The organism is Streptomyces sp. NPDC059534, assembly GCF_042743475.1.
Lineage (GTDB): Bacteria > Actinomycetota > Actinomycetes > Streptomycetales > Streptomycetaceae > Streptomyces.
Window position 1 is genome coordinate 1 of record NZ_JBHWAQ010000008.1, and the last position, 12,227, is coordinate 12,227.

The following is a 12,227-nucleotide window of genomic DNA, read 5'->3' on the forward strand; positions in this document are numbered from 1 at the left end:
CAGACCATGACCTGCGGCACCCCAACAGACAGTGACTGCACCGACGCTTTGGCAGCAATACTCACGACAGTTGAATACGCGAGCCCACCAGTACCGAGGCCCGAGGCGGGAGGCCCTCGTTCCTCGGCGTTGCCCTTTGGGCGAGAGCTGCCGGTATCCCGGTGCCCGCGGCGGACCTCATGCCGCGGAGCACCGAGACAGGGTGACGATCGACCGACACCATGGCCCATACGCGGGCCCTGAGCATGCGGGCCCACCAGTCCCAAGCCCCGGCCGGATCAGCGGCCGGTCTGCCCAGGACTACGGGGTGGGGGGCGACACCGGCAGCGACGCAGGCGGCCGCGGTGAGCGGGGAACGTATACGCATGCCCGCGCATCCTCGTCCGCCGGCGAGGCGACGCGGGAACGTGCCCTCGCCCTGACGGATCGCCCGTCCTGCGGACAAGCCGGCCCGCCCCGCGCGGAGCGGCGGGCCCGAACAAGGGTGCCACCTGGCGTGACTTGACGCGGTGACACCCCAACACCCTTGCGCGGTCTGCCGGTTAATCGGCGGTGGTCGCGATCTTCGGCACAATTCCGCCACATCACAGAGCCTTGCCAGCCAGGAAGGGGCAACCCTAGGGTCGCGGACAGAAAGCGCTTTCTCCGCTCTCTGCGACCCCAGATGCACCCGAGGAAACACTCACGAAAAGGAAGGCGAGGATGAGACGACCAGTCGCACCGCGACTCCACGCGGCGCTGGCGACGATGGCCCTGGCGGCCGTGACCGGTGTGGTCCTGACGATGCCCCAGGCATCGGCGGCGACCGGAGGCGTCACCGGTTACGCGACCCAGAACGGCGGCACCACGGGCGGCGCGGGCGGCCAGACCGTCCGAGCCACCACGGGCACCGAGATCCACGCGGCCCTGTGCGGCCGGGCCGGCAGCAGCACACCGATCACCATCCAGGTCGAAGGGACCATCAACCACGGGAACACCGCCAAGGTGTCGGGCGACAGCTGCAACACGGCCGCCGGCGTGATCGAGCTCAAGCAGATCAGCAACGTCACCATCGTCGGGGTCGGCAGTGGTGCCGTCTTCGACCAGTTGGGTATCCACCTGCGAGACGCCGCCAACATCATCATCCAGAACGTGACCGTCCGGAACGTCAAGAAGTCCGGCTCCCCCACGTCCAACGGCGGCGACGCCATCGGCATGGAGAGCACCGTCCGCAACGTCTGGGTCGACCACACCACCCTGGAGGCGTCGGGCGGCGAGTCCGAGGGCTTCGACGGCCTCTTCGACATGAAGGACAACACCCAGTACGTGACCCTGTCCTACAGCATTCTGCGTAACTCCGGCCGCGGTGGCCTCGTCGGTTCCAGTGAGACCGACCTGTCGAACAGCTTCATCACCTACCACCACAACCTGTACGAGAACATCGACTCCCGCGCCCCCCTGCTGCGCGGCGGCACGGCCCACATGTACAACAACCACTACCTGAGCCTGAACGAGTCCGGCATCAACTCGCGGGCCGGCGCCCGCGCCAGGGTCGACAACAACTACTTCGAGGACTCCAAGGACGTCCTGGGCACCTTCTACACCGACGCCGCCGGGTACTGGCAGGTCAGCGGCAACATCTACGACAACGTCACCTGGTCGAGCCGCGGCACCGAGAACAACCCGGCGGGCCCCGACCCGCAGTCCAACACGACCGTCACCATCCCGTACGCCTTCAGCCCGGACGCGGCGAGCTGCGTGCCGGACGTCGTGAGCCGGACGGCGGGCGCCGGCAAGGGCCTGCTGGTGTCGGACGGCGCCTGCTCGCCCCAGACCCCGAGCCCGACGGCGACCGCGACCTCGACACCCACCCCGACCCCGACCACTCCCACCAGCCCGCCCACCACGACCCCGCCCGGTGGGACCAACCTCAGCATCGGTGCCGGGTCCGACGGCTCCGGCAAGGCCGACGGCACGAGTTACGGCAACGTGCGGGACGGCAGCCTGAGCACCTACTGGTCGCCGGCCGGCCCGACCGGCTCCGTCTCGATCAAGTGGGGCTCCCCCACCACCGTGTCCACCGTCGTCATCAAGGAGGCACCGGGCGCCACGGGCCGCATCGGTTCCTGGCGGCTCGTCAACGCCGACACCGGGGCCGTCCTGTCCTCGGGCAGCGGCGCGGGCGTGCTGACCTTCGCCCGTACCGCGCTCGGCAAGATCACCTTCGAGATCACCGGTTCGACCGGCACACCCCAGGTCGCGGAGTTCGAGACCTACGCCTGACGCGGCACGACCAGGCGGCCCGCCGGGTCCGGCATCCCCGGACCCGGCGGGCTTCGTCATGTTCCCGGCGCCTCGGCGCCGGGGACCGCGCTCATCTCACCGGCCGGCTCGGCCGACGAACTCGCGGTCGCCGTACCGCACCTGAGCCCCGTCCCAGTCGGCGCCGAGCCCGGCCGTGAACGCGCGGGCGAGCGGCAGGTCCGCGAGCGGGGCGACGAGGATCAGCCGGCCGCCGAGGGTGACCGATCCGCCGACGAGCCGGTCGCGGGCCTCCGGGTCGGCGAGCAGCGCCGCGCGCAGGGCGCTCGCGGAGACGCCGGGCACCTCGATCTCCGCCGCGGCGGTCTCCGGCGACGTGCGCGGCAGGCAGCGGAAGGTGAGCACGGACTCCTGCTCGTACCGCTTGGCGACGACTCCGGCGATGTGGCGCAGCCCGTCGCGGCCCACCCGGTCCACGTCGAACTCGCGGGAGCGCTCGTACGTGGCCTGCTTCAGCTCGTCGGACCAGAAGACGCCGTCGAGGAGTTCGGAGGCGCCGGGCCGGGCGCCGTGGGCCCGGACGATCGCGCGTACCTCGTGGCCGAAGCGCGTCAGACGGGTGTCGAGCCGGGGGTCGTCCGGATCGGTGATGACCGAGGTGTTGTCGGTGGCGAAGATCTCCGCCGCCGGGCAGTCCCCCGCCCCGGAGTGCGCGTACGTCGTGCTCTGGCCGCCGGCGACGGCCAGCAGCAGGGCGGCCACGGTGGTGCCCAGGAGGCGGAGGCGCCGCCGCGCGATGACATGTCTCATGGCGTGGTCAACGATCCGCGGCGGTCACCGTTGCGAGGGGACCGCTCAGGGGTGGAAGGGATCGCTCCGGGATGGAGGGGATCGCTCAGGGGTGGAGGTGGGCGAGGCCGTGGACGAGCAGGCCGAGCCCGAAGGCGAACTCCTCGTCGACGGAGACCGAGGTGAGGGACCGGGCCGCCTGGAGGAGGGCGGGGTACGTGGCCGGGTCGAGCCCCCGGTAGAAGGCGGCGAGCCGGGGGCCCTCGTCGGGGGCGGCCGCCGGGCCGTGCTGCTGGGCGGTGAAGCCGATGACGTAGTGGGTGACGGCGGTGAAGGCGCGGGCGGCGAGGTCCGCCGGAAGGCCGTGGGCGAGGAGCGCGCCGAGGACGCGTTCGCGCTGGGCCAGTCCGTGGGGGCCGACGGGCACCTGGGCCATGAGCAGCGGCAGGGTGTGGGGGTGGCGGCGCAGCGTGTCGTGGAAGCGGTGGGCCGTGACCGTGAGCGCGTCCCGCCAGTCGGCGCGGTCGGCCAGGTCGTCGAGGACGGTCTCGCCGAGCACGCGGTCGACGACGTACGCCAGGATCTCGTCCTTGCCCTCGAAGTGGCGGTAGAGGGTGGCGGTCCCGGAGTTCAGGGCGTCAGCGAGCATGCGCAGGGAGAACGCCTGGGTGCCGTGCTCGTCGACGAGGCGCAGGGCGGTGTCGACGATGTGCGCGGTGTCGAGCGAGGGGCGGCCGCGGCGCCGCTCCGCGGTGGGAGGGGGCGCGGGGGCGCGGCGTGCGGCCCACCAGGCGGGGCTGCCGGGGGGTGGTGGGGTGGCGGCCATGGGGGTGGGGGCTCTCTCTCGCTGTGCGGTGGCGCCGGGCCGTGCGCGGCTACCGGCGGCCGTCGGGGGTGCGGTGGACACCGTACCCGCCGGTGTCCGGCGGCCCGAACGGGGCGGGGAGCCGCACGTCGCCGGTCCCGTCCACGGGTGCGACGGCGCCGATGTGGCCGTCGGGGCGGACGAGCAGGACGGTGTCCTCGGAGATGCCGTACGCGGTGAGCAGGGCCGCTTCGCCCGGTGTACGGGCGGTGGTGTCGGTGAGGACGGTGTGGCGGTGTAGCGGTGCGCCCGCGTCCGGCCAGGGGAGGCGGTCCAGGGCGGCGGCGGCGCGGGGGCCGAAGGCGAGGGCGGTGAACTGCGGGCCCCGGTAGAGGTCGAAGAGCCGGTGGGCGGTGGGTGTGGGGTGGGGCAGGGGTGCGTCGGGGGCCCGGTCGCCGCAGCGGAGGGTCGCGGTGCGGGGGGCGTCCGCCGGTGCGAGGGGGCCGCCGAAGTAGGAGATGCCCAGCTGGTGTTCGTCCTGGCCGCGGGTGAGTCGGCCGGGCCGGGGGCGGCGGAGCCCTTCGTACAGTTCGGTGGAGCGGCCGAGGACCTGGGCGGCGACGGGGCGGCGCTCGTCCTCGTAGCTGTCCAGGAGGGCGTCGGCGGCGCCGGCGAGGACCTGCTGGAGTTTCCAGCCGAGGTTGTGGGCGTCCTGGACGCCGGTGTTGAGGCCCTGCGCGCCGGCGGGTGTGTGGACGTGGGCGGCGTCGCCGCACAGCAGGAGCCGGCGGTCGCGGTAGCGCGCGGCGAGGCGGACGTTGGGGCGGAAGACCGAGGACCAGCTGATGTCGCGCAGGGTGAGGGAGCGGCCGACCCGGCGGCGGAAGAGGGCGGCGAGGGCGGTGTCGGTGAGGTCCGCGGCGGCGAGGGCCTCACCCGGCCGCACCTTGATCATGATCTGGAAGCGGTCGCCGCCGGGCAGCGGGCAGGCCGCGACGCTGCGGCCGCGCGCGCGGGGCCAGATGTGCCAGCGGTCGCGGGAGAGGCCGTCGACGGCGGCGTCGACGAGGACCATCCGGTCGGTCTCGTCGGTGGTCCCCTCGAAGGCGATGCCCGCGACCTTCCGCACGGCGCTGGAGCCGCCGTCCGCGCCGACGACGTACCGGCCGGTGAGCAGCCGGCCGTCGTCCAGGCGTACCGCGCAGGTGTCGTCCTCCTGGGTGACCCCGTCCACCCGGACACCGAACTCCACCCGTACGCCCAGGTGTTCGACGGCGGTGCGGAGGAGGTCGACGGTGGCGTACTGGGGGAGCAGGAGGACGTCGGCGTACGGGGTGCCGGCGGTGTCCGGCGCGGTGGCGTGCATCCGCCAGGTCGCGGCGCAGGGGCCGAAGTGCAGCCCCATCGGAGGGTAGGCGCCCCCGGCCGCGAGGGCGGCCGCGGCGAGGCCGAGGTCGTCGAGGACTTCCAGGGTGCGGGGCTGGATGCCCTTGGCGCGCGAGCCTTCGAAGCCGCGCCCGTCGCGTTCCAGGATCCGTACGGCGACGCCGCGGCGGGCCAGGTCGAGGGCGAGGGCGAGTCCGACGGGGCCGGCGCCGACGACGATCACGTCGGTGTCGGGCCGGGTGGTCGATGTGTTCATGGCGCTCCCCTCGTCGGCCCCCGGGCGGGGACCCGCATCATTAACGGATACAGCGTATCCGAAATAACAGGGGTGGCGCCGCCCTTGCCTCGTGACGACTTGTCGCCAATCGCGGATGACCACCCCGCACACCGGGCAAGGTGGGACAGATCGCCCGCGGGCCGGTGGACGCCCGCGCGAAAGGAGCGTGCCGTGCTGACCGACCTCTTCGACCGGCTCCTGCGACGGGGGACCGGCCGCGACCCGGGAGGGACCGCGTCCGTCCCGCAGCCGCGGCCGGGAGAACTCGTGCTCGAAGCGGACTTCTCCTCCGCCGCCCAGTGGATCGCCGGGCACTCCTGGGCCTATCCCGACGGCGGGCCGACCAACCACGGCGACAACAAGCTCGACCACCTGGTCGAGGACCCCGCCTACAGCCGTACCGGCGTCTTCCGGGCGACCCGCCGCCCGGACGGCGACTGGAACGCCGGACTGCTCACGACGGAGGGCAGCCCGGAAGGGTTCCTGGTGCGCGCGGGCGACATCCTGGAGGCGCGGGTGCGCCTGCCGGAGGAGACGGGGGCCTGGCCGGCGATCTGGACCTGGCTCGACGGCGGACAGGAGATCGACGTCTTCGAGTACCACCCCGACAACCCCGACCTGCTCGAACTCTCCAACCGGATCCGGGGGCGCTACCACTACTTCCGGGACCCGGCCGTCCGGCCGGGGGCGTGGGTCGACTTCCGGGTGGAGTTCGGTGCCCGCTCGGTGGTCTGGTGGGTCAACGGCGCGCGCGTCTTCGACGACCGCCGCGGGGTGGGGCGCGCCTGGCGGGCCCACCTCATCGTGAACCTGTCGGTCTGCGCGGGGCGTTACCACCCGGCCCCCGAGGCGGGGACGTCGGAGATGTCGTACGAGGTGACGGGGCTGCGGGTGTACCGCCCGCGCTCCGACCGCACGCCCCGGCGAACGGCGTGACGCGCGCCGGGACCGCTCCCGACCGACGGCCCTGCCCCCGCTCGCGCCTCCGGTCCCGCCGCTCCCGCCTCCGCCCCTGCCGCCGCTCCCGCCTCCGGTCGGGGTCCCGGCCGCCGCGGGGCGGCCGGGGCCGGTGCGGTCAGGCGCCGTCCGTGCCCTCCACGACCAGGACGATCTTGCCGGAGGTGCGGTCGGTCTCGCCGAGGGCGTGGGCCTTGGCCGCGTCGGCGAGCGGGAAGACCGCCTCGACATGGGCGCGCAGGGCGCCGGACCCGGCGAGGGCGGCGACCGCGTTCATCCCGGCGCGATCGGCCTCGACGAGGAGGGTCTCGACGCGGACGCCGCGCGCCGCGGCCTTCGCCGGCTCGTCAGGGTCAGTGCCGGGGAGGAGGGAGACGAGGGTGCCGCCGGGGCGCAGGACGCCCAGGGAGCGGACGCGGGTGTCGCCGGAGAGGGGGTCGAGGACCATGTCGACGTCCCGGACGACCTCGGCGAAGTCGGTGGTGCGGTAGTCGATCACCTCGTCCGCGCCGAGGGAGCGCACGAAGTCGTGCTTGGGGGCGCTCGCGGTGCCGATGACGTACGCGCCGCGTTCCTTGGCGATCTGGACGGCGAGGTGGCCGACGCCGCCGGCGGCGGCGTGGATCAGCACACGCTGCCCGGGGGCGACCCGGGCGGTGTCCACGATCGCCTGGTACGCGGTGAGGGCGGCGAGCGGCAGGGCACCGGCCTGGACGTGGTCGAGGCCGGCCGGCTTGTGGGCGAAGGCGCGGGCGGGGCCGGTCACGTACTCGGCGTGGGAGCCGACGCCGTACGGGTAGGGCAGCATCCCGAAGACCTCGTCGCCCGGCTTGAACACGGTCACGCCGTACCCCACGGCCTCGACGACGCCGGAGACGTCCCAGCCGAGGACGAGCGGGAGGCGGTCGAGGAAGAGGCCGGCGGAGCGGTGCTTCCAGTCGGTCGGGTTGACCCCGGCCGCGCGGACGGCGACGAGGATCTCGTTGAGGCCCGGTTCGGGGCGCGGCAGCACGGTCTCCCGGAGCACCTCGGGGGCTCCGTGGACGTCCTGGCTCATGGCGCGCATGGTGCGGTGATTCGTCATGGTCACCAGCCTCCCGGCCGGTCCCGCCGCGTACCATGGCATGAATGCCATCTTTCGAAGGGATTCTGCCATGAGTCGGCGCCATCGCGTCGTCGTCCTCGCCCTGGACGGGGTGTACCCCTTCGAGCTGGGCATTCCCAGCCGCGTCTTCGGCGCCGCCGACGAGTTCTACGAGGTCGTGACGTGCTCGGTGGACGGCGGACCGGTCCGCACCAACGCCGACTTCTCGGTGACCGTCGAGCACGGCCCCGAGGTGCTGGCCACCGCCGACACCGTGGTCCTGCCGCCCTTCGACACCGGCCGCCTCTCCCGCGAGCTGCCCGCCGGCGCCGCCGAAGCGCTCGCCGCCCTGCCGCCGGGCACCCGGCTCGTGTCGATCTGCACCGGCGCCTTCGTCCTCGCCGCCGCGGGACTGCTGGACGGCCGCCCCGCCACGACCCACTGGGCGCTCGCGGACACCTTCCGCTCCTGGTACCCGGAGGTCGCCCTCGACCCCGACGTCCTCTTCGTCGACGACGGGTCCGTGCTGACCTCGGCGGGCGCCGCCTCGGGGGTGGACGTCTGCCTCCACCTCGTACGCAAGGACCACGGCACCGCCGTCGCCAACCGGGTGGCCCGCACCTGCGTCGTGCCGCCGTGGCGCGACGGCGGGCAGGCCCAGTACATCGAGCAGCCCGTGCCCGAGGCGACGGCGAACGACACGTCCGCGACCCGGCAGTGGGCCCTGGAGAACCTCGACGCCCCGATCACCCTGACCGAGCTCGCCGCGCACGCGCGGATGAGCCTGCGCACGTTCGCCCGGCGGTTCGACGAGGAGGTCGGCATGAGCCCCGGGCGGTGGCTGATCCAGCAGCGGGTGGCGCACGCCCGGCACCTCCTGGAATCCACCGACCTGGCCGTGGACGACATCGCCGGCCAGGTCGGTTTCGGCACCGGCACCTCGCTGCGCCAGCACCTCCACGCCGCCATCGGCGTCTCCCCGCTCGCCTACCGCCGCACCTTCCGCGGCGGGGTGACACCGGCCCCCGAGGGGGCGGGAGTCTGAACCGCCGGGCGGCCGGGGCCCCTTCGCGCACGAGGACATCCACGAGGACGACGTGCGCGAGGACGTGCGGCGCCGGCGTCCGCGAGGACGTCCGGCCGCTCGCGACACCCCTCACCGCAACATCTTTCTGAAACATTCAGCAAGATCTTGCTGTCAACGTCATCGACTGCTTAACTCACCAGCGATCAGAGGTAGTTACCGGCCCCTCCGCGCTGCCCGCGCGCAGGGGTCGGTCTCCTTCCCTCGCGCACGAGAGGAACAGCGATGAGCAGCGAGTACGACGTCCTCGTCCTAGGAGGGTCGGGCGTCGACACGATCGTGTACGTTCCCGAGCTCCCGCTCCCGTACGCCGACAGCTACATGATCCGGCCGGGCATCGAGACCCGCGCCGGGCAGACCGGCGACTTCGTGGCACTCGGCCTGAGTTCGCTGGGGCTGCGGACGCACCACCTCGACATGATCGGCGACGACCCCTCCGGCGAACTGCTCCGGGCCTTCCACCGCGACCGGGGCATCGGCTTCACCGAAGTGCCGCTGCCCGGCGGAACGAAGCGGGCCGTCAATCTCGTGGGCCCCGACGGCCGGCGCCTCTCGCTCTACGACGACAGCCGCTCGCAGGAGTCCGACCGGCTGCCCGAGGAGCTCGTCGGCTCCCTGGCGGCGGCCAGCCGCCACGCGCACGTCTCCATCACCTATCCGTGCGCCTTCACCCTGCCCCGGCTGCGCGAGGCGGGCCTCACGATCTCCACCGACCTGCACAACTGGGACGGCGAGAACCCCTACCACGAGCCGTTCGCCTACGGCGCCGACATCGTCTTCGTCTCCACCACCGCCCTGGCGGACCGGGACAAGACCATGCACCGCATCCTGGAGCGGGGACGGGCCGAGGTCGTCGTCGCCACCGCGGGCGCCGACGGCGCGTACATGCTCAGTGCGGACGGGCTCGTCCACGTCCCGACCGTGGAACCCCGTGAACCGGTCGTCGACTCGAACGGCGCGGGCGACGCCTTCGCCTCCGGCTTCCTCTTCGGCCGCCTCGCGGGCGAGGCCCTGGACCGGTGCGCCCTCTACGGCTCGATCGCCGGCGCCTACGCCTGCACCGTGCCGGCCACCGGGAGCGACGCCATCGACCGCGCCTCGCTGCTCCGCGAGGCCGACGCGCTGACGGGCCGCGCGGAGGGAGGACGATGACGGCCGCCCCACCCGCCGACGCGTACGACGTCGTCGTCCTCGGCGGCGGCGTCGCCGGCTGTGTGCTCGCCTCCCGCCTGAGCGAGGACGCCGGGCGCACCGTCTGCCTCGTCGAAGCGGGCCCCGACTACGGCCCCCGCCCCGACGACTGGCCGCAGAAGGTGCTCGACGCCCACGCGCTCCCGCGCGACGACGTCTGGGAGCGGCACGCGCCCGTCCACCGCATCCGCGGCCGCGTCCTCGGCGGCTCGTCCTGTGTCAACGGCTGCTGGAACACCTGGGGTTCGGACGCCGACCACGAGGGGTGGGCCCGGGCGGGCGGCTCCCGCCGGACGGGCGGCCAAGCGGGCGGCCGAACTCCTGCTGCTCTCCCGGGCCGTCTCCCCGGCGACGGTGCTGCGCGTCAGCCTCGTCTACGGGCACGAGCCGGCCGGCCACGACAAGTGGCCGAACTTCTTCTCCTCCTGCGCCCACCGGCTCGCCCGGGGCGAGCCCGTGGAGGCGCCGGGCGACCAGTGGACCACCCCGGTCCTCGTCGACGACGTGGCGGCGGTCACCGCGACGCTCCTGCGACACCCCGGCGCCCTCCCCCCGCTCCTCCACCTCGGCGGGCCCGACCGTGTCTCCCGCGCGGACCGGGCCCGGACCGTCGCCCGCGCCCTGGGCGCCCCGCCGGAGCTGGTGCGCGCGGTCCCCCGGTCCTCGGGCCGCTACGCGTCGCGACCGGAGAACACCTGTCTGTCCAGCACCCTCCTGGCGTCCGTGCCGGGGATGGACCGGACACCGCTGCGAACGGTGACCGAGGCCGCCGAGGCCCTGGCACCGCTGTTCCTGCCGGACGGGAGCACCTCCTAGCCGGCGTCGCGCCGTCGTGTGCTCACCGTTTCCCGCCGTCCGTGCGGCGGCCGTCGACGAACGTCGCGGCGACCTCGATGTCACCGATCCGCGAGGGGTCGACCCGGCGCGGGTCGTCCCCGAGCACCACCAGGTCGGCGCGCTTGCCGGGGCCGAGGCTGCCCGCGCCGTCGTCCCAGTGGCAGGCGTACGCGCCGGCGACGGTGTAGGCGCGCAGGGCCTCGTCGACGGTGACGGCCTCGTCGGGTCCGATGCGCCGGCCGGAGAGGGAGGCGCGCTCGACCATGAACTGGATCGCCCGCAGCGGGGAGCCGTCGGTGACGGGCCGGTCGGAGCTCCCGACGAGGGTGACGCCGTGGTCGAGGAAGCCCCGGCCCCGGTACATCCACGGCGCCCGCACCTCGCCCATGATGTCGGCGTAGTCGTCGCCGAAGTACCGCAGGAAGTTGGGCTGGACGACGGCGCTGACGCCGAGCCGCGCGAAGCGCGGGAGCTGGTCGGGCCGGATCAGCCCGGCGTGCTCGATCCGGTGCCGGGCGCCGGGGCGGGGCCGGAGCGTCTGCGCGCGCTCCAGGGCGTCCAGGGCGAGGTCGGCGGCGCGGTCGCCGATGGCGTGGACGGCCAGTTGCCAGCCGGCGAGGTGGCCGTCCACGACGAACCGGGTGAGCGCCTCGGGGTCGTCCTGGAGCTGTCCGGTGTGGTCGGTGCCCTCGTAGGGGGCGGTGAGCGCGGCCGTGCGGGCCATCATGCCGCCGTCCGTGTAGATCTTGAGGGCGCCCAGGGACAGCCAGTCGTCGCCGAAGCCGGTGCGCAGGCCGAGGTCGAGGGCGCGCGGGATGCCGTCGTCGGCGTGGGCGTCTCGCGGCCGCAGGGTGTCGCCGGCGGGCATGAGCTGGACCCGCAGGGGCAACCGGCCCTGGTCCCTGAGGAGTTGGTAGGCGCCGAGTTCCACCGGGCTGTGCCCCAGGAGGCCGCCGCCGATGCCCGCCTCGGCACAGGCGGTGATGCCTTCGGCGAGACAGGCGCGCCCGGCGTGCTCGATCGCGTCGGCCAGCTCCTCCTGGGAGTACAGCAGCCGGAGGCGGCGTACGGCGGTCATCGCGCTCTCGGCCAGGAAGCCGTCCTGGTGCGGGACGTCGGGCGGCAGCAGGTCGAGCACGGCGCTGTTGACCACGCAGGCGTGGCCCGAGTCGTGCATGACGAACACCTTCCGGCCGGCGGCGGCCCGGTCGAGTTCGGCGGCGGTGAGGTGGCGTCCCAGGGCCCGCTGGTCGTATCCGGCGATGTCGACCCAGGAGCCGGGGGCGCGCCCGCGCGCGGCTTCCGCGACGACGGCGAGCACGTCCTCGACGCGTTCGCAGGGGGCGATGGTGGGGGTTTGGGCCTTCAGCCCGGCCCACGCCAGGTGGACGTGGGCGTCGACGAACCCGGGCAGCACGGTGGCGCCCTGGAGGTCGACGACCTCGCGTGCGGGCAGCGAGGTGACGGCCGCGTCCAGGCCGACGATCCGGCCCCGCCAGATGCCGAGGTCGTGGGCGACGGGGTGGTCGGGGTCCATGGTGAGGATGTGCGCGTTCGTCAGCCGCGTGCAGAGCAT

The 12,227-nt window shown here is 73.8% G+C and carries 10 protein-coding genes and 1 pseudogene; 6 read left to right on the forward strand and 5 right to left on the reverse strand.

Annotated features, from left to right (window positions below; all coding sequences use genetic code 11):
• Positions 1-702: 702 nt before the first annotated feature.
• Positions 703-2,262, forward strand: a complete 1,560-nt coding sequence (locus ACFVZH_RS12245) for a polysaccharide lyase family 1 protein (protein ID WP_384895967.1) — start codon at positions 703-705, stop codon at positions 2,260-2,262.
• 96 nt (positions 2,263-2,358) lie between these two features.
• Here ACFVZH_RS12245 and ACFVZH_RS12250 read toward each other — a convergent pair whose 3' ends face one another.
• The 3 genes from ACFVZH_RS12250 to ACFVZH_RS12260 form a co-directional block, all read right to left on the reverse strand.
• Positions 2,359-3,051, reverse strand: coding sequence for a hypothetical protein (locus tag ACFVZH_RS12250; protein ID WP_384895969.1), 693 nt, complete (start codon positions 3,049-3,051; stop codon positions 2,359-2,361).
• Between the two features lie 85 nt (positions 3,052-3,136).
• Positions 3,137-3,856, reverse strand: coding sequence for a TetR/AcrR family transcriptional regulator (locus tag ACFVZH_RS12255; RefSeq protein ID WP_384895971.1), 720 nt, complete (start codon positions 3,854-3,856; stop codon positions 3,137-3,139).
• Between the two features lie 49 nt (positions 3,857-3,905).
• Complete coding sequence (locus ACFVZH_RS12260) at positions 3,906-5,477, reverse strand: FAD-dependent oxidoreductase (RefSeq protein WP_384895973.1); 1,572 nt, start codon at positions 5,475-5,477, stop codon at positions 3,906-3,908.
• A gap of 192 nt (positions 5,478-5,669) precedes the next feature.
• On the opposite strand from ACFVZH_RS12260, the gene ACFVZH_RS12265 reads away from it, so the two are divergent.
• Entirely contained in the window at positions 5,670-6,434 is a 765-nt protein-coding gene (locus ACFVZH_RS12265; protein WP_384895975.1) for a beta-glucanase, read from the forward strand.
• Between the two features lie 139 nt (positions 6,435-6,573).
• Here the strand turns inward: ACFVZH_RS12265 and ACFVZH_RS12270 are convergent, their stop codons facing one another.
• Positions 6,574-7,521, reverse strand: coding sequence for an NADP-dependent oxidoreductase (locus tag ACFVZH_RS12270; RefSeq protein WP_384896388.1), 948 nt, complete (start codon positions 7,519-7,521; stop codon positions 6,574-6,576).
• Positions 7,522-7,609: 88 nt separating this feature from the next.
• Here ACFVZH_RS12270 and ACFVZH_RS12275 point away from each other — a divergent pair, with 88 nt between their 5' ends.
• The 4 genes and pseudogenes from ACFVZH_RS12275 to ACFVZH_RS12290 all read left to right on the forward strand — a co-directional run bounded on the left by ACFVZH_RS12275 (position 7,610) and on the right by ACFVZH_RS12290 (position 10,630).
• Positions 7,610-8,584, forward strand: coding sequence for a GlxA family transcriptional regulator (locus ACFVZH_RS12275; RefSeq protein ID WP_384895977.1), 975 nt, complete (start codon positions 7,610-7,612; stop codon positions 8,582-8,584).
• Between the two features lie 264 nt (positions 8,585-8,848).
• Entirely contained in the window at positions 8,849-9,775 is a 927-nt protein-coding gene (locus tag ACFVZH_RS12280) for an adenosine kinase (protein WP_384895978.1), read from the forward strand.
• Positions 9,772-9,879 (forward strand): annotated as a pseudogene (locus ACFVZH_RS12285) (hypothetical protein); the annotation flags it as partial. The gene ACFVZH_RS12280 and the pseudogene ACFVZH_RS12285, both read left to right, overlap by 4 nt.
• A gap of 151 nt (positions 9,880-10,030) precedes the next feature.
• A complete protein-coding gene (locus ACFVZH_RS12290) occupies positions 10,031-10,630 on the forward strand; it encodes a sugar nucleotide-binding protein (RefSeq protein ID WP_384895980.1) in 600 nt (199 codons plus the stop codon).
• A 22-nt stretch (positions 10,631-10,652) separates the two neighbouring features.
• Here the strand turns inward: ACFVZH_RS12290 and ACFVZH_RS12295 are convergent, their stop codons facing one another.
• On the reverse strand, positions 10,653-12,227 hold the full coding sequence (locus ACFVZH_RS12295; protein ID WP_384895982.1) for an amidohydrolase: 1,575 nt from the start codon (positions 12,225-12,227) through the stop codon (positions 10,653-10,655).

What these genes read in the sequence shown, in the direction of transcription:
- ACFVZH_RS12250 (WP_384895969.1), bottom strand. Translation starts at nt 3,051, where the DNA reads ATGAGACATGTCATCGCGCGGCGGCGCCTCCGCCTCCTGGGCACCACC.
- ACFVZH_RS12255 (WP_384895971.1), bottom strand. Translation starts at nt 3,856, where the DNA reads ATGGCCGCCACCCCACCACCCCCCGGCAGCCCCGCCTGGTGGGCCGCA.
- ACFVZH_RS12275 (WP_384895977.1), top strand. Translation starts at nt 7,610, where the DNA reads ATGAGTCGGCGCCATCGCGTCGTCGTCCTCGCCCTGGACGGGGTGTAC.
- ACFVZH_RS12280 (WP_384895978.1), top strand. Translation starts at nt 8,849, where the DNA reads ATGAGCAGCGAGTACGACGTCCTCGTCCTAGGAGGGTCGGGCGTCGAC.
- ACFVZH_RS12295 (WP_384895982.1), bottom strand. Translation starts at nt 12,227, where the DNA reads ATGCTCTGCACGCGGCTGACGAACGCGCACATCCTCACCATGGACCCC.
- ACFVZH_RS12245 (WP_384895967.1), top strand. Translation starts at nt 703, where the DNA reads ATGAGACGACCAGTCGCACCGCGACTCCACGCGGCGCTGGCGACGATG.
- ACFVZH_RS12270 (WP_384896388.1), bottom strand. Translation starts at nt 7,521, where the DNA reads ATGCGCGCCATGAGCCAGGACGTCCACGGAGCCCCCGAGGTGCTCCGG.
- ACFVZH_RS12260 (WP_384895973.1), bottom strand. Translation starts at nt 5,477, where the DNA reads ATGAACACATCGACCACCCGGCCCGACACCGACGTGATCGTCGTCGGC.